This is a genomic window from Pseudomonas sp. BF-R-30 (assembly GCF_019956175.1).
GTDB lineage: Bacteria > Pseudomonadota > Gammaproteobacteria > Pseudomonadales > Pseudomonadaceae > Aquipseudomonas > Aquipseudomonas jessenii.
The window spans coordinates 193,063-216,068 of sequence record NZ_JAHBDE010000022.1 but is presented as its reverse complement, the minus strand read 5'-3'; the positions used below and the strand labels follow the sequence as shown (position 1 = coordinate 216,068).

18 protein-coding genes are annotated in these 23,006 nt (G+C 60.6%); 8 read left to right on the top strand and 10 right to left on the bottom strand.

The annotated features are described in order from the left end of the window. The first annotated feature begins 81 nt into the window (after positions 1-81). The 5 genes from KGB20_RS13695 to KGB20_RS13675 all read left to right on the top strand — a co-directional run bounded on the left by KGB20_RS13695 (position 82) and on the right by KGB20_RS13675 (position 5,065). Positions 82-1,416: a TRZ/ATZ family hydrolase gene (locus tag KGB20_RS13695; RefSeq protein ID WP_223532525.1), complete on the top strand. Its 1,335-nt coding sequence runs from the start codon at positions 82-84 to the stop codon at positions 1,414-1,416. 58 nt (positions 1,417-1,474) lie between these two features. Then, on the top strand, positions 1,475-2,173 hold the full coding sequence (gene ubiG, locus KGB20_RS13690) for a bifunctional 2-polyprenyl-6-hydroxyphenol methylase/3-demethylubiquinol 3-O-methyltransferase UbiG (protein ID WP_008148706.1): 699 nt from the start codon (positions 1,475-1,477) through the stop codon (positions 2,171-2,173). 4 nt (positions 2,174-2,177) lie between these two features. Next, positions 2,178-2,849, top strand: a complete 672-nt coding sequence (mupP, locus tag KGB20_RS13685; RefSeq protein ID WP_223532523.1) for an N-acetylmuramic acid 6-phosphate phosphatase MupP — start codon at positions 2,178-2,180, stop codon at positions 2,847-2,849. Positions 2,850-3,020: 171 nt separating this feature from the next. Beyond that, positions 3,021-3,761, top strand: a complete 741-nt coding sequence (locus KGB20_RS13680; protein WP_007999919.1) for a YciK family oxidoreductase — start codon at positions 3,021-3,023, stop codon at positions 3,759-3,761. 377 nt (positions 3,762-4,138) lie between these two features. Beyond that, a complete protein-coding gene (locus tag KGB20_RS13675; protein WP_057713764.1) occupies positions 4,139-5,065 on the top strand; it encodes a GGDEF domain-containing protein in 927 nt (308 codons plus the stop codon). 138 nt (positions 5,066-5,203) lie between these two features. Here KGB20_RS13675 and KGB20_RS13670 read toward each other — a convergent pair whose 3' ends face one another. The 7 genes from KGB20_RS13670 to KGB20_RS13640 all read right to left on the bottom strand — a co-directional run bounded on the left by KGB20_RS13670 (position 5,204) and on the right by KGB20_RS13640 (position 13,019). Further along, complete coding sequence (locus KGB20_RS13670; RefSeq protein WP_263293073.1) at positions 5,204-5,965, bottom strand: iron-containing redox enzyme family protein; 762 nt, start codon at positions 5,963-5,965, stop codon at positions 5,204-5,206. A 76-nt stretch (positions 5,966-6,041) separates the two neighbouring features. Then, positions 6,042-8,501: an EAL domain-containing protein gene (locus KGB20_RS13665; RefSeq protein WP_090457153.1), complete on the bottom strand. Its 2,460-nt coding sequence runs from the start codon at positions 8,499-8,501 to the stop codon at positions 6,042-6,044. Positions 8,502-8,689: 188 nt separating this feature from the next. Further along, positions 8,690-10,507: an ABC transporter ATP-binding protein gene (locus KGB20_RS13660; protein ID WP_223502424.1), complete on the bottom strand. Its 1,818-nt coding sequence runs from the start codon at positions 10,505-10,507 to the stop codon at positions 8,690-8,692. Beyond that, a complete protein-coding gene (locus KGB20_RS13655) occupies positions 10,500-11,135 on the bottom strand; it encodes a DsbA family protein (protein ID WP_057713760.1) in 636 nt (211 codons plus the stop codon). The genes KGB20_RS13660 and KGB20_RS13655 overlap by 8 nt, the downstream gene beginning before the upstream one ends. 3 nt (positions 11,136-11,138) lie before the next feature. Further along, the gene (locus KGB20_RS13650) at positions 11,139-12,080 is read right to left on the bottom strand and encodes a rhodanese-related sulfurtransferase (RefSeq protein ID WP_223532520.1); all 942 of its coding nucleotides are present in this window, start codon (positions 12,078-12,080) and stop codon (positions 11,139-11,141) included. A gap of 102 nt (positions 12,081-12,182) precedes the next feature. Then, a complete protein-coding gene (locus tag KGB20_RS13645) occupies positions 12,183-12,482 on the bottom strand; it encodes a BolA family protein (RefSeq protein ID WP_218427580.1) in 300 nt (99 codons plus the stop codon). 12 nt (positions 12,483-12,494) lie between these two features. Beyond that, entirely contained in the window at positions 12,495-13,019 is a 525-nt protein-coding gene (locus KGB20_RS13640) for a DUF2059 domain-containing protein (protein WP_007997268.1), read from the bottom strand. Between the two features lie 191 nt (positions 13,020-13,210). On the opposite strand from KGB20_RS13640, the gene KGB20_RS13635 reads away from it, so the two are divergent. Next, positions 13,211-14,605: a class II fumarate hydratase gene (locus KGB20_RS13635; RefSeq protein ID WP_057713757.1), complete on the top strand. Its 1,395-nt coding sequence runs from the start codon at positions 13,211-13,213 to the stop codon at positions 14,603-14,605. 130 nt (positions 14,606-14,735) lie between these two features. Here KGB20_RS13635 and KGB20_RS13630 read toward each other — a convergent pair whose 3' ends face one another. The 3 genes from KGB20_RS13630 to pap form a co-directional block, all read right to left on the bottom strand. After that, positions 14,736-15,695 carry a DMT family transporter gene (locus tag KGB20_RS13630; RefSeq protein ID WP_057713756.1) on the bottom strand — a complete coding sequence of 320 codons (960 nt, stop codon included), beginning with the start codon at positions 15,693-15,695 and terminating at the stop codon, positions 14,736-14,738. 232 nt (positions 15,696-15,927) lie between these two features. After that, on the bottom strand, positions 15,928-17,112 hold the full coding sequence (locus KGB20_RS13625; protein WP_102671649.1) for a thiolase family protein: 1,185 nt from the start codon (positions 17,110-17,112) through the stop codon (positions 15,928-15,930). Positions 17,113-17,214: 102 nt separating this feature from the next. Beyond that, positions 17,215-18,735, bottom strand: a complete 1,521-nt coding sequence (gene pap / locus KGB20_RS13620; RefSeq protein ID WP_223532518.1) for a polyphosphate:AMP phosphotransferase — start codon at positions 18,733-18,735, stop codon at positions 17,215-17,217. Between the two features lie 345 nt (positions 18,736-19,080). Here pap and mnmC point away from each other — a divergent pair, with 345 nt between their 5' ends. Next, entirely contained in the window at positions 19,081-21,060 is a 1,980-nt protein-coding gene (mnmC, locus tag KGB20_RS13615) for a bifunctional tRNA (5-methylaminomethyl-2-thiouridine)(34)-methyltransferase MnmD/FAD-dependent 5-carboxymethylaminomethyl-2-thiouridine(34) oxidoreductase MnmC (RefSeq protein WP_223532516.1), read from the top strand. 170 nt (positions 21,061-21,230) lie between these two features. Next, complete coding sequence (locus tag KGB20_RS13610) at positions 21,231-23,003, top strand: N-acetylglutaminylglutamine amidotransferase (RefSeq protein ID WP_223532514.1); 1,773 nt, start codon at positions 21,231-21,233, stop codon at positions 23,001-23,003. Positions 23,004-23,006 lie beyond the last annotated feature (3 nt).

Sequence of the window (23,006 nt, the reverse complement as noted above, 5' to 3'; positions counted from 1 at the left end):
CCGCCGATTATAGCGATCCCCCCGCGAAGACGCTCGGGTATACTTCGCCATCCTTTACAAAAGCACTGGAACCGACCCTCGATGCCGAACACTGCCGCTGCGCTCGACCTGTTATTGCTGCCGACCTGGCTGGTACCCGTCGAACCCGCTGGTGTTGTCCTCAAGGAACATGGCGTGGGCATTCGTGATGGACGCATCGTGTTTATCGGCCCACGTTCCGCCGCACTGAAGCTTAACGCAACCGAAACCCGCGAGTTGCCCGACATGTTGCTCAGCCCCGGCCTGATCAATGCCCACGGGCACGCGGCGATGACGCTGTTTCGTGGCCTGGCCGATGACCTGCCATTGATGACCTGGCTGGAAAACCACATCTGGCCCGCCGAAACCAAGTGGGTCGACGAGGACTTCGTGCGCGACGGCACGGATCTGGCCATCGCCGAGCAAATCAAAGGTGGCATCACCTGTTTCTCTGACATGTACTTCTTCCCGAAGGTTGCCAGCGAGCGCGTGCACAACAGCGGCATTCGCGCGCAGATCGCGATTCCGATCCTCGACTTCCCCATTCCGGGCGCCGCTACAGCGGACGAAGCCATTCGTCAGGGCGTCGAGCTGTTTGGCGATCTCAAGCACCACGAGCGCATCAAAATCACCTTTGGCCCCCATGCACCCTACACCGTGGGCGACGAAAACCTGGAAAAAATCCGGGTGATCGCCGAAGAACTGGACGCCTCGATCCACATGCACGTGCATGAAACGGCGTTTGAAGTGCAGCAATCGGTCGAGCAGCGCGGCGAACGACCGCTGGCCCGACTGGCGCGCCTGGGCTTGCTGGGGCCACGCTTCCAGGCGGTTCACATGACCCAGATCAGCGAAGAAGACATGACGCTGCTGGTAGAAAGCAACAGCAATGTGATTCATTGCCCGGAATCGAACCTGAAACTGGCCAGCGGGTTCTGCCCGGTAGAGCGTTTGTGGCAGGCCGGGGTCAATGTCGCGGTCGGCACCGATGGCGCGGCCAGCAACAACGACCTGGACCTGCTCGGCGAAACCCGCACCGCGGCCCTGCTGGCCAAGGCTGTCGCTGGCTCGGCCACCGCACTGGATGCCCATCGTGCCTTGCGCATGGCCACCCTCAACGGTGCCCGGGCACTGGGTATCGAGGCCGAAGTCGGTTCGCTGGAAATCGGCAAGGCCGCGGACATGGTGGCTTTCGATCTCTCGGGCCTGGCCCAGCAGCCGGTCTACGACCCGGTTTCGCAGCTTATATACGCCACCGGCCGGGACTGCGTGAAACACCTTTGGGTTGCCGGCAAGCAGTTGCTCGACGACCGTCGCCTGACACGCCTGGATGAACAACAGCTAAGTACTGTCGCGAAGGCCTGGGGCCGGCGCATCAGTGGCCGCACCGAATCGTAAGCACCCTGGAGCACAATCCGGGGCAACAGGATTTTTCAAGTTTTAGAGGACTTAAACCATGAGCAACGTCGACTACGCCGAAATCGCCAAATTCGAGGCCCTGGCCCATCGCTGGTGGGACCGCGAAAGCGAATTCAAACCGCTGCACGACATCAACCCGCTGCGGGTGAACTGGATTGACGAGCGGGTCAACCTGGCGGGCAAGAAGGTCCTCGACATCGGTTGCGGCGGTGGCATCCTCAGCGAAGCCATGGCTCAGCGCGGCGCGACCGTGATGGGTATCGACATGGGCGAAGCGCCGCTGGCGGTTGCCCAGCTTCATCAGCTGGAGTCGGGCGTGAGCGTCGAATACCGGCAGATCACCGCCGAAGCCCTGGCCGAGGAAATGCCCGAGCAGTTCGACGTGGTCACCTGCCTGGAAATGCTTGAGCACGTGCCAGACCCGTCGTCGGTCATCCGTGCCTGCTTCCGCATGGTCAAGCCCGGCGGCCAGGTGTTCTTCTCGACCATCAACCGCAATCCGAAGGCGTACCTGTTCGCCATCGTCGGTGCCGAATACATCATGAAGCTGTTGCCGCGCGGCACCCACGACTTCAAGAAATTCATCCGCCCTTCCGAACTTGGCGCCTGGAGCCGCATGGCCGGCCTGACCGTCAAGGACATCATCGGCCTGACCTACAACCCGCTGACCAAGCACTACAAACTGGCCTCCGACGTGGACGTCAACTACATGATCCAGACCCTGCGCGAGGAATAAGCCGATGCCAATCAGAGCAGTTCTTTTCGACATGGACGGCACCCTGCTCGACACCGCGCCGGACTTCATTGCGATCTGCCAGGCGATGCGTGCCGACCGTGGCTTGCCACCGATGAACGACAAGCACATTCGCGACGAGATTTCCGGCGGCGCCAAGGCGATGGTTGCAGTGACCTTCTCCATGGACCCGGAATCGCCGGGATTCGAGGAATTGCGCCTGGAGTTCCTGGAGCGCTACCTCGTGGGTTGTGCCGTCCATAGCAAGCTATTCGACGGCATGGGCGAACTGCTGGCGGACATCGAGAAGGCCCACCTGATCTGGGGCGTGGTCACCAACAAGCCGCTGCGCTTCGCCGAGCCGATCATGCAACAGCTGGGACTGGCCGAGCGTTCGGCGCTGCTGATCTGCCCGGATCATGTGAAAAACAGCAAACCGGATCCCGAGCCGCTGATCCTCGCCTGCAAGATGCTCGACCTGGACCCGGCCAGCGTGCTGTTCGTCGGCGATGACCTGCGCGACATCGAGTCGGGCCGCGATGCCGGCACCAAGACTGCCGCCGTCACCTTCGGCTATATCCACCCGGATGACAACCCGCGGCATTGGGGAGCGGACGTGGTGGTCGATCATCCGTTGGAGCTGCGCAAGGTTTTGGATAGCGCCCTCTGTAGCTGCTGAGACTGTCGTTGACCTCTGTAGGAGCGAGCTTGCTCGCGAAGAACCTGAGAGCGCCACGGGGTGCCAGACTTCTCGCGTCATCGTTTACGCCCATCGTCGGAACGCCGCCCGGAGCAAGCTCGCTCCTACAGGGATAGCGCTTGACCTGAAGAATTTTTGTAGAGGTTTTTTATGTTTGATTATTCCGCCCGCCCCGAACTGCTCAAGGATCGGGTCATTCTGGTCACCGGCGCAGGACGCGGCATCGGTGCCGCAGCGGCAAAAACCTACGCGGCACACGGCGCAACCGTGCTGCTGCTGGGCAAGACCGAAGCCAACCTGACCCAGGTCTACGACGAAATCGAAGCCGCCGGCCATCCACAACCGGCAGTCATCCCCTTCAACCTCGAAACCGCCCTGCCCCATCAATACGATGAGCTGGCAGCGATGATCGAAAGCGAATTCGGGCATCTCGACGGTCTTCTGCACAATGCCTCGATCATCGGCCCGCGCACGCCGATCGAGCAGCTTTCCGGCGAAAATTTCATGCGGGTCATGCAAGTCAACGTCAATGCCATGTTCATGCTCACCAGCACCCTGCTGCCGCTGCTCAAGTTGTCGCAGGATGCCTCGGTGGTGTTCACTTCCAGCAGCGTCGGCCGCAAGGGGCGTGCGTATTGGGGCGCTTACGGCGTCTCCAAATTCGCCACTGAAGGCTTGATGCAAACCCTGGCTGACGAAGTCGATACCGTGGCCCCGGTGCGCTCCAACAGCATCAACCCGGGCGCCACCCGCACCAGCATGCGCGCCCAGGCTTACCCGGGTGAAAACCCACTGAACAACCCGACGCCCGAGGAGATCATGCCGGTCTACCTTTACCTGATGGGCCCGGACAGCACCGGTATCAATGGCCAGGCGTTCAACGCCCAGTAACGACCGTACGTCGCTTTTTAGTGCCGCGCCAGCTTCCTGTCGCGGCACTTGAAGGCTCTCGGGTTCGAGCCAGGCACCTGTCAAACAAACGTCACACGCCGCGCTACACAGGTAGCAGACAAACAACAACCAATTGATTTAATACGACTTTTATTCGGATGAACCGAATGGCACGACTTTCGCTCTAAGTTTGCTCAGACACGTAAAGTGAAAGCAGACGGGGGTGAAGCTTGAGCGCAGAGATTACTCATCTTCTACAAAGCGGATTAAACTTGTACGAAATGTCCTACGGGACTGACGGACCAGTACGACGCGCAGCCCTAAGCCGCTCTCACCCTGCTTGTAAGACAGCCTTACTGCTTAGGGGCGCATGCCTTATGAAACCACCTTCCCAGACCAACGCAATTGACTTCGATAGCGCCAAATTGCAGCGCCTGGGCTTTGGTCAGCAGCCGCCCCTCCTGGAAAGACCTGTCAGTCTTGCGCAATTGCGCCAGCAACTGAGCCTGCAGTTGCAAACCAGTCTGGAGCCGCAACGCATTCTTGGGACGTTCTATCGCGAGATTCAGCGGTTGGTGCCATTGGACGCCTTGTGCTACCAGCACAAGAGCAGTGACCTGCGCCTGGAGTTCGGCCAACGCGGCCACCACTCCATCAGTTACAGCCTCAGCCACGAAGGCGAACACCTGGGTGAGCTGATCTTCCGTCGCAATCAGCGTTTCAGCGAACAGGATCAGGGCAATCTCGAATCACTGCTAGCCGCACTGCTTTTCCCGATGCGCAATGCGCTGCTGTACCGTACCGCCACCCAAAGCGCACTGCGCGACCCGCTGACGGGTGCCGGTAACCGCATCGCCATGGACCAGACGCTGCAAAGGGAAATCGAACTGTCCCGGCGCCATCTGCAACCGTTGTCAGTACTGATGCTGGACATCGATCATTTCAAGCTAGTCAATGATACCCATGGCCACAGCACAGGCGATGACGTGCTCAAGGCGGTCGCCGCCACGATCAAAAACCAGCTGCGCAACGTGGACATGGTGTTCCGCTATGGCGGCGAGGAGTTCCTGATCCTGCTGTCGAATACCTGTCGCGAGGCCGCAGCCATGGTCGGTGAGCGGCTGCGGTTTGCAGCCCAGTCTGAAGAGTACCTGGCCGATGGTCACAGGATCCTGCTGACGGTCAGCCTCGGCTGTTCGACCCTGTTGCCCGGCGAGTCTGCCGAAAGCCTGTTGCGACGGGCAGACAGCGCGTTGTATGTGGCCAAGCGCGAAGGTCGTAACCGGCTGGAGATGGCGGGCTGATTTTTCAGCCACGACACAAACCAAAGTGGGAGCGGGCTTGCTCGCGAATGGGATCTGACTTTCAACGATGATGTTGACTGACAGTCCGTATTCGCGAGCAGGCTCGCTCCCACAGTTGTTTTTCAAGCAGCGATTGAATCAGCCTTCGGCCAACGCCATCCGCTCACGCACGACCGGTACCCGCTCTGCGTGCTCCATTTGCATGCAACGTTCGAGAAACAGGTACATATAGTCGTAGCTCTTGCAAACGGCCTGACGCAACTCCACCTGCAGGGATTTGCCGGGGTTGGTGCCCGCCAATGTGCAGATGATCTCCAGGGCTTCCCATGGATGGGCATCGTCGTACTGAGCATGCATCTTCAGCCACTTCATCGCCCGCTTGCGATCTTCCTCGGGGAACGACGCGGCGTAGACACCGTTGGAACACACTACCGCCGACCACTCCCCGGTCGCCCCTTCGATGGCGTAGTTGGTAGCGGCAATCGCAACGATCAGCGAGTCGGCTGAACTGGTGTGCCAGCACCAATGGCTCAGGGCGTGAAGCTCGGGGGGAACCTGCTGAGCCTGCAGCTCCTCCAGGCTGACACCGTGCGCGCGACTCCAGTTCACCCAGTAATCGGCGTGGTTCAGTTCGACGCGGATGTTACGCATCAGCCAGCGACGGGCCATGTCTTCGCCGGGATGACGGGCAAAGCGGGTCTTGGTCAGGTTTTGTGCCATATACAACGCGAACTGTTCGACCACCGGCCAGCCACCGATCAGGTACTGGCGCATGGTCTTCGCACTGAGTTTGTTGTCTCGCATGCGTTGGTACAGTTCGTGTTCGACAACCCGGCGCTTGCTCTCGCTGCAATCCTGGATCAGGCGCTGGGCCCAGGCAGGGTAACTTGCAGCTTCCATGAGCGGTCCGGTTCGGTTGAATGTATCGATCACTGTCGAGCTCCTTTTGATTGTGATTGTAAGACCGACAGGAGTCTCAACGGAACGTGCCAGGCGCCTTGAACAACAGCGGTTGAGGCCTGGCGGGACGACTTAACAGACTATCACTGGTAAACAACTGCGGGCGTTCAATCACATACCCTTGAGCGTAATCCACCCCGATCTCCAGCAATGCCTGCTCGATCTGGGGCGTTTCGACAAACTCGGCAATCGTGCGCTTACCCATCACATGGCCAATGTGATTGATCACTTCGACCATGGCGCGGTTAATCGGGTCGTCCAGCATATCCTTTACGAAACTCCCGTCGATCTTCAGGAAGTCTACAGGCAAATGTTTCAGGTACGCGAATGAGGACATTCCGGCGCAAAAGTCATCCAGCGAAAAATGGCAGCCTAAGCCTTTGAGTTCATTAATGAATCGAATGGCGCTGCCAAGATTTGAAATGGCACTGGTTTCAGTAATTTCAAAACAAATCATTTCAGGCGGAATCGAATACGTCACAAACTGTTCGCGCAAGAAGTCCAGAAACGCCTCATCCCCGATCGTCGTGCCTGACAGATTGATCGCACACATGGCCAGCGGTCCGTGGCCTTGCTCGGCCCGGCATTGGGCGATGATCTTGAACACGTTCTGCACCACCCAACGATCAAGCGAGCTCATCAGGCCATAGCGTTCAGCTGCCGGAATGAAACTGTCGGGCAAGATCATTCGCCCGGCTTCATCATGTAATCGCAGCAGGATTTCAATGTGCCCGCCGTCCTGATCGACATGACCCAAGGGGGCAATTTCCTGGGCGTACAGGCAGAAGCGGTCTTCCTCCAGCGCCATGTGCAAACGCTGCACCCAGGCCATCTCGCCGAAGCGCAGGGACAATTCCGAGTCATCCGGATGATAGACCTGGACCCGGTTCCGACCCTTTTCCTTGGCCATGTAGCACGCCATGTCGGCAGCACGCAGCGAGGCTTCGAGCGTCGTCGGGTTCTGCGCGACATGGACCAGCCCGATACTGACAGTGGTCACGAAAGGCCGGCCTTTCCAGACAAAATGCAGATTCTGCACCGTCTGGCGCAGGCTTTCGGCAATTTTCTCCGCTGCTTCCGGTGCGCAGTTTTCCAGCAGGATGCCGAACTCGTCGCCGCCAAGGCGCGCCAGGGTGTCGCCTTCGCGCAGCCCCGATTGCAACAGCGCGCAGATGTGCCGCAGCAGTTCGTCCCCCGCCGCGTGGCCGCAGGTATCGTTGACCAGCTTGAACTGGTCCAGATCGAGGAACATCAGAGCATGGCGACCCGAATGGCGGGTCAGGTTGTGCAGCGCCTGTTCCAGGCGATATTCGAACTCGCGACGGTTGGCAAGGCCGGTCAAGGCATCGTGGGTCGCCTGCCACGACAGATTGGCGATGTACTGCCGCTCCTGGGTCATGTCATGCAGCACCAGCACCGTCCCGCTGACTTTTCCGGCATTGCGGATGGGCGCGCCCACCAGAGTGACCGACACCGTGCTGCCGTCCAGGCGTTGAATCAACTTGGAGTGTTCACTGCCGCCACTGAGCTGGCCGCTCAGAATATGCTCGATCAGGGTGAAACCATCGGTCTGGGCATTTTCGTCCAACAGGTTGAACAGCGCCGCCAGCGGCAATCCCGTCGCCTGCTCGGCCTTCCAGTGGGTCATCGCTTCGGCCGCCGGATTCATGTAGGCGATTGCACCGGAAACATCCGTGGTGATCACCCCATCACCAATTGATTGCAGGGTGATCTGCGCCCGTTCTTTTTCCAGTTGCAGCGCATCGGCGAACGCATGGCGCTGCTTGAGCAGTTTATGGGTGCGCATCAGCGCCAGCGCAATCAATCCAAGAGCAGTGGCGAGGTTAGTCAGCAGCAGCAAACGAAGAATGACCCGCGAACCTTCACCCAAGGCATCGCTGAACGCCTTTGCCGCCGGCGTCACGCCGTCGTTGATGGCGAAAATCTGCTCCTTCCAGCGCTGTACATCCGCACCGGAGGCCGGGCCGGCAGTGATGTGCTGATGCATGTCCCGCGCAACGTCATCGAGCTGGACCAGATAGGCATCCCCCACGGTCCAAAGGTTGATGGCTTTTTCGAGGTAACTGAAGTGACGAAAGTTGAGGTACAGCCAGATCAGGCTGGAAACGTCTTCCGGGTGGTTGCCACCCTTGAGAATCGCCACACGTGCCGCCTCTATATTCGGCGGTTGATGATCCAGCGCCACGCGCAACTCATGCCCGCCCTGAGGCACGGAAATGGCGTGCTGGTATTTACGAAAAATCGCTTCGTCGCCGCTGTCGGCATAGAGGTTGAGGTAATAGATTGCGTCCTTCTGGCCCTTGGACCAGAGGCTTTCGCCAGCAACATAGCCGCGAACCGCCGACAGTACGTAAAGGCTAACGCCGCCCAACAAGGCTTGAAACACCACAACGGCGATAAATGGCCAGACGATGCCCAACAGCCGTGGCGTTCCGAGAGTCCGCGTTTGATTCATGAGGTCCCTTGCATTGGCACTGCTTGCTCGTCTTCCGGACGAAATCGCTATAGCTAGACTAGGTTGCGATTCCGATCCCGGCAAGCGACAAGCTATGCCCGGAGGGAATATCGCGGCCACTGAATTCGGTCGCGATGATGTTTTTTTATCGTATTGAAGTGACGCCCTGCAACCTTGATATCATTTCGCTACAACCGCTGCAAATGCCCATACAGCTTGGCGTACAGGCCACCGTCGGCAATCAGTTGCTGATGATCGCCATCCTCGGCAATTTGCCCGCCGTCGAACACCAGCACACGGTCGGCCTGTTTTACCGCCGAAAGGCGGTGGGCAATGATCAACGTGGTGCGGTTGCTCAGAAACCGCGCCAAGGCCTGGTGCAGGTTGTATTCGGTGGCGGCATCCAGCGCAGAGGTGGCTTCGTCGAGGATCACCACCTTGGGCTCGGCCAGTACCATCCGGGCGATGGCCAGGCGTTGACGTTGCCCGCCGGACAACCGCACCCCGGAGCGCCCGACGATGCTGTCCAGGCCCTTGGGCAAATCCCGGACCGTACCGTGCAACTGGGCGATTTCCAGCGCCTGCCAGCAGGCCTCGTCACTGCGCTCGCGGCCCATGGTCAGGTTGGCCCGGATGGTATCGTTGAACAGCGCCGGATGTTGCAGGACCACGGCAACATTTTCCCGCACGGTTTCCAGGCCGATCTCCTGCTGGGTCGAACCGCCGAAGCGAATGGTTCCGGCCAACGGCGTGTACAAGCCCAGCAGCAGTTGCACCAGCGTGCTCTTGCCGCCACCACTGGCGCCGACGATCGCGACCTTTTCGCCAGGGGCGATGGACAGATTCATCTGGTTCAGGACCAGTTCATCACCGTAACCGAAGCTCAACCCTTGTACTTCCAGCCCGACCGTCTCGCGACCGACGAAAGGGTCGATGCCGCCCGGGTATTGGGGCTCATCGGCTCGGGACAGCAACTCGTTGATCCGCGACAGCGCACCGCCGGCAGCGTAGTAGGCATATTGCAGGTTCAGCAACTGTTCGACCGGGCCGATCATGAACCACAGGTAGCTGAACACCGCGAGCATCTGGCCGATTGAAAGGTCGGAAAACAGCACGGTGAGCATCGCCGCGGCCCGGAAAATATCGATGCCGAACTGGAACAGCAAACCGCTGGCCCGGTTCGATGCATCGGTTTTCCATTGCGAATTCACCGCATAGTCACGCACGTCCCGGGCGCGCTGGCCCAAGCGACCGAGGAAAAACCCCTGGCGGTTGCCGGCGCGAACTTCCTGGATGGCATCCAGCGTTTCGGTCAGCGCCTGGGTAAAGCGCGAAGTGCTGTCGTTCTCGAGTTTCTTCAGGTGCTTGACCCGCTTGCCCAACTGCACCGTGGCATAGATCACCAGCGGGTTGAACAGCAGAATCAGCAACGCCAGTTTCCAGTGCATCCACATCAGAATGCCCGCCGTACCGACCAGGGTCAGCATGGCCACGAGGAAACGACTGAGGGTTTCGCCGACGAATTTGTCCAGCGTGTCCAGGTCGGTGACCAGGTGCGTAGTCACCGTTCCGCTGCCCAGGCTTTCGTATTCGCCCAGGGAGATACCCTTGAGACGCTCGATCAAGCGTATGCGAATGCGGTAGACGATGTCCTTGGCCAACCCGGCGAACAATTTCGCCTGCACCACGTTGAACAGCAGAGCCGTGCAACGCAGGGTCAAGGTCACCACCAGCATCAGGCCGATGTAGCCAGCGGCCTTCTGCCAGCCTTCGGGCAGCACGTGGTTCATGATCTTCAGCGCGGCATCACCATGCCCCAGCAACACCTCGTCCACCAGCAACGGCAGGAGCAAGGGAATCGGCACGCTGCACAAGGTCGCCAGCACGGCTACGCCGTTGGCGATCCACAGGGATTTCTTGTGATGCAGGGCCAGGCGGCGGATTTCCGCCCAGCTCAGACGGTCGACACGTTTAGCGGGTGCGACATCATCAGGCAGGTCATGCACAGGCAGCACGCTCCAGCCAGCGGCCGAGCAGCGGGGACAACTCGCTCAACGGCTGATAGCCATTGGTCAACAACGCCAGTTGGCCGTTACGCTCGGCCAGCAGGGTGGGGAAACCGGCAATGCCCAGGTCCTGGACCCAGGTGAAATCGGCTTCAGTCGCAGTGTGCATGTCGGCACGGTCGAAAGCGGCGGCGAACTCGATGCGCGGCACGCCGGCCTGCTCGGCCAGTTCCACCAGCACGCTGGCGCGGGTGACGTCCCGACCTTCGACATAAAACGCATGCTGAATCAGCCCGAGCAGCTTCCAGGCACAATCCGGCGCCAGTCCGCGCGCCGTCACCAGTGCCCGGCAGGCAGGCTCGGTATCGTAGACAAAGCCATCGGGTAACGCGCCCTCAAACTTGAAGGGCTGGCCGGTGGCCTCGGTGACCGCCTGCCAGTGTTCAAGAATGTAGCGTCGGGTGGTCGGCTCCAGCGCCGCACCGCTACCGGTGCGCAAACCACCCACGATCAAGTGCACATCCACACCCGCGGCTTGCGCCTGCTCCACCAGTGACTTGGCCACGGGGGCAAACCCCCAGCACCAGGAACACATCGGGTCCATCACATAGAGCAGGCGCGCAGACATGGTTCAGGCCTCGGAAGATGCTTGCTTGTAGTTGAAGCCGATCGGGTGAGGCTGGTTACGAGCCTTGGCCAGTTCGATCTGCTTCTGCCGGTCGATCGCACTGCGACGGGTCTTCTCGCTCAGCTTATCCCAGCAATGCGGGCAACTGATGCCGGCCACGTAATGCTCGGACGCGCGGTCTTCCACGCTCACCGGCGTGCGGCAGGCATGACATTGATCGTAGTCGCCTTCGCTCAGGTCGTGACGAACGGTCACGCGGTTGTCGAACACGAAGCAGTCGCCCTGCCACTTGGTTTCTTCCTGCGGCACCTCTTCGAGGTACTTCAGGATGCCGCCCTTGAGGTGAAAAACCTCACCGTAGCCCTCGCTGAGCATGTAGCTCGACGCCTTCTCGCAGCGGATGCCACCGGTGCAGAACATGGCGACCTTCTTGTGCACGGCCGGGTCGAAGTTGGCTTTGATGTAATCGGGAAATTCGCGAAAACTGGTGGTTTTCGGGTCGATGGCGCCTTCGAAGGTACCGATCGAGACTTCGTAGTCGTTACGGGTGTCGATCAACAACACTTCCGGGTCGCTGATCAGCGCGTTCCAGTCCTGTGGATCGACGTAGGTGCCGACCTTTTTGTTCGGGTCCACGCCTTCCACGCCGAGGGTGACGATTTCTTTCTTGAGTTTGACCTTGGTGCGGTAGAACGGCTGCTCGTCGCAGTACGACTCTTTGTGGTCGATGTCATCCATGCGCGGGTCGTTCTTGAGCCAGGCCATCAGCCCGTCAATGCCTTCGCGGCTGCCGGACACAGTGCCGTTGATGCCTTCTTCGGCAATCAGCAGGGTGCCTTTGATGCCGTTGTCGACCATCGCTTGCAGCAGGGGCTCGCGCAGGGCGACGTAATCTTCCAGGGTGACGAACTTATACAGTGCCGCCACGACAATCTTTTGTGTCATGGGTAAATCTCCAGGTGGCTACCCTCGTAAGGGGTGAACCGGATGCGAAAAAAAACGCGCCGGGTTAGCGGCGCGTTGGGCATTCTAACAAAAAACCGGTGTTTAGTGCTTGCTGCCGCCGGCACAGGTCGGCGAGGCCGGAGCCGCGTCAATCTGTGCCCATTCCTCTGGCGTGTAGGTATGCAGCGCCAACGCATGGAACTCTCCCATCAGCTCGCCGAGCGTGCCGTAGACCTTCTGGTGGCGCTTGACCCGGTTCAGGCCTTCGAACTGCGCACTGACCACAACAGCCTTGAAATGGGTTTGCAGCCCACGGCTGTGCATATGGCTCTCATCCAGCACTTGCAGATGTTCGGGCTGAAGCAGGGCCAGCGTCGATTCGATGCGTTGTTGCATGGTCATACCGAACTCCGCTTAAGGCTTTTTCTTGGCTGGGGCGGCTGCGTCTTTCGGCGTCAGCTCGGCGGTCATATCAGCCAGCAGCTTGTTGACCACAGGCACCGCGCTTTCCAGCTTGGCCTGGGTCATCTGGGCCGATTGCTGGGTCAGCTGAGGCATTTTTTCCAGGACTTTCTTGCCCAGTGGCGACTGGTAGAACGCAACCAGGTCCTTGAGCTCGGATTCGGTGAAGTTGGTGGTGTAGAGCTTGACCATGTCCGGTTTCAGCTTGTTCCAGCCAATGGCCTGGTCCAGAGCGGCGTTGGCCTTGGCCTGGTAGGTTTCCAGCACGGCCTTTTTCGACTCAGGGGCTTTGGTCTGTTCGAAACGCTGGGCAAACATCTGCTGTACTTGCATGTACACCGGGGTGCCCAGTTTGTCAGCGTGCGCCATGGTCAGGAAAGCCTCGGCACTGGCGTTATGGCTGGCGGTGTCGGCAAGAACCTGGCCGCTGGCGCAGACCAAAGCAACGGCGGTACAGATGGCACGAAGACGAGTCATCGAGTTTCCTTTTCTAGCTGGCGAGGTAAGACCCCAAGGGCGTCCATTCTGCGCCTAAAAAAGTGTGTCGCTCAACCCCAAGCCTTGTCGCACCTGATTTAGAGGGGTTGAATGGTCAATTTCAGACTGATGGAACCACGGCCGTCGATCACGGCCTAAACTGCGCAATCGGACCTACAGGAGTGAGCAAGATGAGCCGTATCGAAACCGACAGCCTCGGCCAGGTTGAAGTCCCGGATGAAGCCTATTGGGGCGCTCAGACGCAACGCTCGCTGATCAACTTCGCCATCGGCAACGAACGCATGCCGCTGGCCGTGTTGCATGCCCTGGCGCTGATCAAGAAAGCCGCGGCACGGGTCAATGATCGCAATGGCGATGTGCCCGCCGATATCGCCCGCCTGATCGAGCAGGCGGCCGACGAAGTGCTCGCCGGCGACCACGACGACCAGTTTCCGCTGGTGGTCTGGCAAACCGGCAGCGGTACCCAGAGCAACATGAACGTCAATGAAGTGATCGCCGGTCGCGCCAACGAGCTGGCCGGCAACCCCCGTGGCGGCAAGTCCCCGGTGCACCCCAACGATCACGTCAATCGCTCCCAGAGCTCCAACGACTGCTTCCCCACCGCCATGCATATCGCGGCCGTCCAGGCGGTGCAACAGCACTTGCTGCCGGCGATCAGCGAACTGTCTGGCGGGCTGGCCGAACTGGCCGCACGCCACATGAAACTGGTCAAGACCGGCCGCACCCACATGATGGATGCGACACCGATCAGCTTCGGCCAGGAAATCTCGGCCTTCATCGCGCAACTCGATTACGCCGAGCGGGCGATCCGCAGCGCACTGCCCTCGGTCTGCGAGCTGGCCCAAGGCGGAACGGCCGTCGGCACCGGGCTCAATTCACCCCACGGCTTCGGTGAGGCCATCGCCGCAGAATTGGCCGCCCTCTCCGGTTTGCCGTTTATCACAGCGCCGAACAAGTTTGCCGCACTGGCCGGTCATGAGCCGCTGACCACGCTGTCCGGCGCGCTGAAAACCCTCGCCGTAACACTGATGAAAATCGCCAACGATCTGCGCCTGCTGGGTTCCGGCCCGCGCGCCGGCTTCGCCGAAGTCAGGCTGCCGGCCAATGAACCGGGCAGTTCGATCATGCCGGGCAAGGTCAACCCGACCCAATGCGAAGCGCTGTCGATGCTGGCCTGCCAGGTATTGGGCAACGATGTCGCCATTGGCTTTGCCGCCAGTCAGGGCCACTTGCAGCTCAACGTGTTCAAACCGGTGATCATCCACAACCTGCTGCAATCGATCCGCTTACTGGCTGATGGCTGCAGCAACTTCCAGCAGCACTGCGTGGCCGGGCTGGAGCCGGATGCGGAAAAAATGGCTGAGCACCTGGAGCGTGGCTTGATGCTGGTGACGGCACTCAACCCGCACATCGGCTATGACAAATCGGCGGAGATCGCCAAGAAAGCCTACAGCGAAGGCCTGACCTTGCGCGAGGCGGCGTTGCAGCTCGGGTATCTGACAGACGAAGAGTTCGATGCGTGGGTGAGGCCGGAGAACATGCTGGAGGCTGGGGCCAAGGGCTGAATCGGTAGCGCCTGATCGTCCGTCATCGCGGGCAAGCCACGCTCCCACAGGTTCTGAGTCGTTCATTGATATTGTGGACGACGCAAACCCTGTGGGAGCGTGGCTTGCCCGCGAAGAACGATAACGCGGTCTAACTGGCTGCCATCCGCACCTTCCGCGCCTTCAGCCCGGCAATCAGCGAAGGCCCCAACGCCACCAGCGCCGACCCCAGCACCACCAGCACCGCACCGCCATATCCCAGGCCATTGATCGTCTCGGCATGCACATAGTCGGGCCACAGCCACGCAGCCATGGCAACCGCGGCAAAGGTCACCAACGGCGTGATGGCCAGCGTCGCGCTGACCCGGGAGGCTTCCCAATGGGCCAGGGCCTCGGCAAACGCGCCATAGGCAATCAGGGTGTTAAGGCAGCACGCCAGCAGCAACCAACCCTGCAAGGGGCTTAATTGCAACGCTTCGAGCGGATGCACCCACGGCGTCAACAGCGCTGCGCAGAACAGGTAGATCACCATCATCACCTGCAGCGAATTCCACACCGTCAGCAATTGCTTCTGCCCCAGGGCATAGAAGGTCCAGACCGTGGACGCCAGCAACACAAGCAGCACACCGGCGGTGTAGTCGGTCAGAGACGTGAGCAACTCACTCAAGCGCTGGTTGAAAAACAGCGCAAAGCCAATCAGCAGCACCAGCAGGCCAATCCCCTGCCCCAGGCTGAAACGCTCCTTGAACACAAACAGACTGGCGATCAGCAGCATGATCGGCCCCATCTGCACTACCAGTTGCGCCGTACCGGGGCTGAGCAGGTTCAGGCCCATCAGATACAACACATAGTTACCGACCAGGCCGAGCACCGCCATCAGCACCAACCAGCCACCACGAGGACCGAGCACCTTGCGGCTGGGCAGACGCCTGGTGGCCGCCAGGTAAATGAACAGGCAGCCGCCGGATACCATCAGGCGAAACCAGGTCACCGTCACCGGGTCCATTACCAACAACACTTGTTTGAGCTTGATCGGCAGGATTCCCCACAACAACGCGGTCAACAAGGCCAGGAACAGACCGTAACCCCAGCGACCCGATGAAATGTGCATGTGAACCCCAACGCCAACTGACAGGAGTCGTCATTCTAGGCCTGGAGCCTTGGCGTACACAGGCACAGTTTCGGTCTGGCCGCGAATGAAACTGTGCGGGTCGTAAAGTGAAAGACCGCGGCGCCTGCATTCGCGAGCAAGCCCGCTCCCACAGTTGACCGCGTACACCGTTCAATGTGGGAGCGGGCTTGCTCGCGAAAGCTATCTGGCAGACAACGCAAAAAACCAGGGTTTACCTCACCGCCTCAAACAACCCCGTAGCCCCCATCCCGCCACCCACGCACATGGTGACGATGCCGTACCGCAGATTGCGTCGCTGCAATTCACGAACCAGATGCCCGACCTGGCGCGAGCCGGTCATGCCGAACGGGTGACCGATGGAAATCGAGCCGCCGTTGACGTTGTACCGGGCGTTGTCGATTTCCAGGCGGTTGCGGCTGTACAGGCACTGCGAGGCGAACGCTTCGTTGAGTTCCCACAGGTCGATGTCGTCAATCCGCAAGCCTTTGGCCTTGAGCAGTTTCGGTACCGAAAACACCGGGCCGATACCCATCTCGTCCGGCGCGCAACCGGCCACGGTAAAGCCGCGGAAGAACGCTTTCGGCTTGAGCCCCAGTTCCAGCGCTTTCTCCAGGCTCATCACCAGGGTCATGGACGCGCCGTCAGACAGCTGCGAAGAGTTGCCCGCCGTGACCGAGCCATCTTCGGCGAACACCGGCTTCAACCCGGCCAGGCTTTCCAGGGTGGTGTCCGGGCGGTTGCAGTCATCGCGGTCGACGATGCCGTCGAGGATCTGTGCCTGACCTGTGGCCTTGTCTTCGACGCGATACTTCACCGACATCGGCACGATTTCATCAGTGAACAGCCCGGCGGCCTGAGCTTCTGCGGTGCGCTGCTGGCTTTGCAACGCATACAGGTCCTGCTCTTGGCGGCTGACGTTGTACCGACGCGCGACGATTTCAGCAGTCTGGCCCATCGGGAAGTAGATGCCCGGCACCTGTTCCTTGAGCAGCGGATTGATCAGGTTGTCGGTGTTGACGCTCTTCATGGTCAGGCTGATGGACTCGACGCCGCCGGCGACGATGATATCGCTGCAACCCGAAGCGATCTGATTGGCGGCAATGGCGATCGCCTGCAGGCCCGAGGAACAGAACCGGTTGAGGGTCATGCCGGCCGTGCCGATGCCCAGGCGCGAGAGCACCGCGACATTGCGACCGATATTGAAACCCTGGGCGCCTTCGTTGGAGCCGGCGCCAACGATGCAGTCCTCGACGCTCGCCGGATCGATACCGGTGCGCGCCAACAGTGCATCGACACAGTGTGCCGCCATGTCGTCCGGGCGGGTCATGTTGAATTTACCGCGAAAGGATTTGGCCAGGCCGGTCCGCACGCTGTCGACGATCACCACTTCACGCATGACATACCTCATTGTTGTTATCGGTTGAGAGTGGACCGAGCATAAGTCCAGCTCTTCACCGACCGCGACGATCATTCACCCCGCGTATGCGGAACCATGGCCTCAATCCTTGTCCTTACGCTTGCGTTCATGCCGGGCGGATTTTTCGAAAGCCTCCTCCAGTGCCCGGTTGATGGTGCGCAAGACTTTGACCCGCGCCCAGCGTTTGTCGTTGGCTTCCACCAGGGTCCATGGCGCAATCTCGGTGCTGGTACGGTCGACCATGTCGCCGACGGCCGCGCGATAGTCATCCCATTTTTCACGGTTGCGCCAGTCATCTTCAGTGATCTTGAAGCGCTTGAAGGGAATCTTTTCACGCTCCTCGAAGCGCTCCAGTTGCGTCTGTTTGTCGATGGACAGCCAGAACTTGACCACGATCACACCGGCGTCGGTGAGCTGCTCTTCGAAATCGTTGATTTCACCATAGGCACGCAGCCAGTCTGCCGGGCTGCAAAAACCTTCGATGCGCTCCACCAACACCCGGCCATACCAGGAGCGGTCGAACACGGTGAACTTGCCCCGGGCCGGCAGGTGCCGCCAGAAGCGCCACAGATACGGTTGCGCCCGTTCTTCCTCGGTGGGCGCGGCAATCGGCACGATGCTGTACTGGCGCGGATCAAGCGCTGCCGCTACCCGGCGGATCGCCCCGCCCTTGCCGGCCGCGTCGTTGCCTTCGAACACCGCCACCAGCGCGTGGCGGCGCATGCGTTTGTCTCGCATCAACCCGGAAAACCGCGCCTGCTCGGTGATCAGTTGTTCTTCGTAATCTTCTTTGTCCAACTGCAGGGTCAGGTCCAGGCTGTCGATCAGGTTCACTTGATCGACACTGGGGAACACTGGCGCGGCGCTGACCTTTTCCGGATGGATCTTCGGTCGCTTCAATGCGCCCTGCAGGCCCGCCAGCAGAATCCGCCCCACGGCCAGGCTGCGATAATGGGCATCCGCCCCGGCGATCACATGCCAGGGTGCATAAACGCGGCTGGTGCGGCGCAGCGCCCGTTCACCATACTTCACGAACCTGTCGTAGGTTTGCGACTGCTGCCAGTCCAGCGGGCTGATGCGCCAGCTGTGCAGCGGGTCGTCGGCCAGTGCCTTGAGGCGTGCCTTCATTTGCTTCTTTGAAAGGTGAAACCAGAACTTGAAGATCAGCGCACCTTCATCGCAGAGCATCTTTTCCAGGCGCTCGGCGGCATTGATCGCCTGGTCCAGGCGCGGATCCTTGAACTCGCCATGGACCCGCCCCTGCAGCATCTGGCTGTACCAGTTGCCGAAGAAAATCCCCATGCGCCCCTTGGCCGGGAGCATCCGCCAGTACCGCCAGGCCGGTGGCCGCGCCAGTTCTTCGTCGGTTTGCTGATCGAACGTGCGGACCTCGATCAGGCGCGGGTCCATCCACTCGTTGAGCACCTTGATCGTCTCACCCTTGCCGGCACCTTCGATGCCATTGATCAAAATGATCACCGGGAAGCGGCGTTGCTGCTGCAATTCGAATTGCGCTTCGAGCAACGCTTCGCGCAGGGCCGGGATTTCGGCGTCGTAGGTTTCTTTGTCGATGGCGTGATCGATTTCGGCGGATTCAAACATGGGCGGCTCCCTTCCAGATGTGAGCAAGACTAGCGGATGGACCTGAAGGTCAGTGGAGATTTTCCGGATGGTTGCGGATTCCTGTGGCGAGGGGGCTTGCCCCCGTTCGGCTGCGAAGCAGTCGTCAAATCGGCAGACTCGGGCTACCTGACACAAAGTAGTCGCCTCGTTTGGGGCTGCTTCGCAACCCAACGGGGGCAAGCCCCCTCGCCACAAAAGCCCATCGCCCTTCGCCCTTCGCCCGACCTGGAAGTTTCGCTGATCCAGAAATTGCAAGCTTGCCCTGGATCAAGCACCACACCTTCAATCAGCTAGAATGGCGCCCTTGCCGTTGCAGAGCCTGCCATGAAACCTGTATTGCCCCACGCCCAGCTCGACTGGGACGACCAAGGTCGCCCGTATTCGCGAGTGTTCGACGATGTGTACTTCTCCGACAAGTCAGGGCTGGATGAAACCCGCTATGTATTCATCGAGCAGAATCGACTGGCCGAACGCTTTGCCGCCTTGCCCGAGGGTGGGCGGCTGGTCATCGGTGAGACGGGGTTCGGCACCGGGCTGAATTTTTTGTGCGCCTGGCAGGTGTTCGAGCAACACGCAGCGGCCGGAGCGCGGCTGCATTTTGTCAGCGTAGAGAAATACCCGTTGAGCCCGGCCGACCTGCAACGTGCCCTGGCGCTGTGGCCGGAACTCAAGGTATTTGCCGATCAATTGCTTGGGCAATACGTGGCCATCCATCAGGGTTTTCAGCGCCTGACGCTGGACCACGGCCGCGTCACCCTGACGCTGCTGATCGGCGATGCATTGGAGCAACTGCCGCAACTCGATGCCCGAATCGACGCCTGGTTCCTCGACGGTTTCGCCCCGGCGAAAAACCCCGACATGTGGACCGCCGAACTGTTTGCCGAGCTGGCTCGCCTGGCCGCTCCCGGTGCATCCATCAGCACCTTCACCAGCACCGGCTGGGTGCGGCGTCTGCTCAACGCCGCCGGCTTCAAGATGAAACGCACCCCCGGCATCGGCCACAAATGGGAGATCATGCGCGGCGAGTTCCTCGGCTGGCCCCGGGAAACGCCGGCCCCGGCCCTGGATAAACCCTGGTTCGCCCGCCCGGCCCCGCTGACCAGCGAGCGCCAGGCACTGGTGATCGGTGCCGGCCTGGCCGGTTGTGCCAGCGCCGCCAGCCTCGCCGCGCGGGGCTGGCAAGTGACATTGCTGGAGCGCCACGACGCCATCGCCCGGGAAGCCTCGGGCAACCCGCAGGGTGTGCTCTACCTGAAGCTATCCGCCCATGGCACGGCGCTGTCGCAAATGATCGTCAGTGGATTCGGCTACACCCGACGTCTGCTCGAACACTTGCAACGGGGCCGCGACTGGGACGATTGCGGCGTATTGCAACTGGCCTTCAATGCCAAGGAAGCCGAACGCCAGGCGCAATTGGCCGCGGCGTTTCCAGCGGACTTGCTGCACCTGCTGGATCAACCCGAAGCACAGGCCGTGGCCGGTATCGGACTGGCACACGGCGGCCTGTTCTATCCCGAAGGCGGCTGGGTCCACCCACCGGCGCTGTGCCAGTGGCAGGCTGCGCAGCCACTGATTCAATTGCTCACCCATCACGATGCGCTGGAACTGCGCAAGGTTGAAGGCCGTTGGCAAGCCTGGGACGGCGAGCGGTTGCTTGCCGATGCTCCCGTGGTGGTGCTCGCCGGGGCCGCTGAAATCCAGCGTTTCCCCGAGAGCGCCGAGTTGCCGCTCAAGCGCATTCGCGGGCAAATCACCCGCTTGGCGCAAACCCCGCAAAGCCAGGCCCTGAGCACCGTGGTGTGTGCCGAAGGCTATGTCGCCCCAGCCCGTTTGGGCGAACACACCCTGGGGGCCAGTTTCGATTTCAAGAGCGATGACCTGACACCGACCACGGCAGAACACTTGGGCAACCTGGCCATGCTCGAAGAGATTTCCCACGATCTGGTCGAGCGTTTACAGGCCGATAAACTTGCGCCTGAAAGTCTCCAGGGGCGCGCCGCTTTTCGCTGCACCAGCCCCGACTACTTGCCAATCGTCGGCCCCTTGGCCGACACCCAGGCGTTCACTCAGGCGTATGCGGCGCTGGGCAAGGATGCCCGGCAGGTGCCGGACGTCGAATGCCCATGGCTTGACGGTTTGTACGTCAACAGCGGTCACGGCTCGCGCGGCCTGATCACCGCGCCGCTGTCCGCTGAACTGCTGGCAGCCTGGCTGGATAACGAACCCCTGCCGTTGCCCAGAAGCGTGGCCGAAGCCTGTCATCCCAACCGATTTGCCCTGCGACGCCTGATCCGGGGCAAGTAGTCGATACAGCAGCCGAAGTCGCCCTCACGGGGCGATTCGGCCGTGGTCAGTCGCGCATATAACTCATCGATCTAAAACTCCCCTTACCGAGGAGGGTCACTTTCTGAGTACCCGCCGTTTGGGCGTGGTATCGATTGACCCTCCCCAACGGAAAAACCGGTAAGGAATTTATGTGCGGATTAGCTGGCGAGTTACGTTTTGATCATCAACCTGCAGACCTTGCAGCCATTGAACGAATCACCCATCACCTGGCCCCCCGCGGCCCCGACGCCTGGGGATTTCATAGCCAGGGGCCGGTTGCCCTGGGCCATCGGCGCCTGAAGATCATGGACCTGTCGGACGGCTCGGCGCAGCCGATGATCGACCCGCAACTGGGCTTGTCCCTGGCCTTCAACGGGGCGATCTACAACTTTCCGGAACTGCGCGCGGAACTTGAAAGCCTGGGTTACGCCTTCTATTCCGGTGGCGACACCGAAGTGTTGCTCAAGGGTTATCACGCCTGGGGCGAAGCCTTGCTGCCAAAACTCAACGGCATGTTTGCCTTTGCCGTTTGGGAGCGCGATGCCCAACGCCTGTTCATCGCCCGCGACCGTCTCGGCGTGAAACCGCTGTACCTGTCGCGCACCGGCCAGCGCCTGCGCTTCGCCTCGGCGCTGCCGGCATTGCTCAAGGGTGGCGACATCAACCCGATCCTCGATCCCGTGGCGCTCAATCACTATCTGAATTTCCACGCTGTGGTCCCGGCACCGCGCACCTTGCTGGCGGGCATTGAAAAACTGCCGCCAGCCACCTGGATGCGCATTGAAGCCGATGGCCGCACCGAGCAGAAAACCTGGTGGACCCTACCCTACGGCCCTCACGCCGATGAGACGAATCTGACCCTCGAGGACTGGCGCGACCGTGTGCTCGACAGCACCCGCGAAGCGGTAGCGATTCGTCAGCGTGCGGCGGTGGATGTCGGCGTGCTGCTGTCCGGCGGTGTCGATTCAAGCCTGCTGGTGGGGCTGTTGCGGGAAGTCGGCGTGGACAATCTGTCGACCTTCTCCATCGGCTTCCAGGATGCCGGCGGCGAGCGTGGAGACGAGTTCCAGTATTCGGACCTGATCGCCCGACACTACGGCACGCAGCACCATCAACTGCGCATCGACGAAAAGGAAATCATCGAACAACTGCCCGCCGCGTTCCGCGCCATGAGCGAGCCGATGGTCAGCCATGACTGCATCGCCTTCTACCTGTTGTCACGGGAGGTGGCCAAACACTGCAAAGTCGTCCAGAGCGGCCAGGGCGCCGATGAACTGTTCGCCGGTTACCACTGGTATCCGCAAGTGGACGGCGCGAGTGATCCGTATGCCGCGTACCGCGAAGCTTTTTTCGACCGCAGTTACGACGACTACGCCGCCACCGTGCAACCGAAATGGCTGACCGCGAATGACGCCGCCGGTGACTTCGTCAAAGCCCATTTCGCCCAGACCGGTGCCGATGCGGCGGTGGACAAGGCCTTGCGTCTGGACAGCACGGTGATGCTGGTGGACGACCCGGTCAAACGGGTCGACAACATGACCATGGCCTGGGGCCTGGAAGCGCGCACGCCGTTTCTCGATTACCGCCTGGTGGAGCTGTCGGCACGGATTCCGGGACGTTTCAAACTGCCGGACGGCGGCAAGCAAGTCTTGAAAGAAGCCGCGCGACAAGTGATTCCCAGTGAAGTGATCGACCGCAAAAAAGGTTACTTCCCGGTGCCGGGCCTCAAGCATTTGCAGGGCGATACGCTGGAATGGGTGCGCGAACTGCTGCTCGATCCCAGCCAGGATCGCGGCCTGTTCAACCCCGCGATGCTCGACCGTCTGCTGACTGATCCCCAGGGGCAATTGACACCGTTGCGCGGCTCGAAGATGTGGCAACTGGCGGCCCTCAACCTGTGGCTCAGCGAACAAGGAATCTGACCG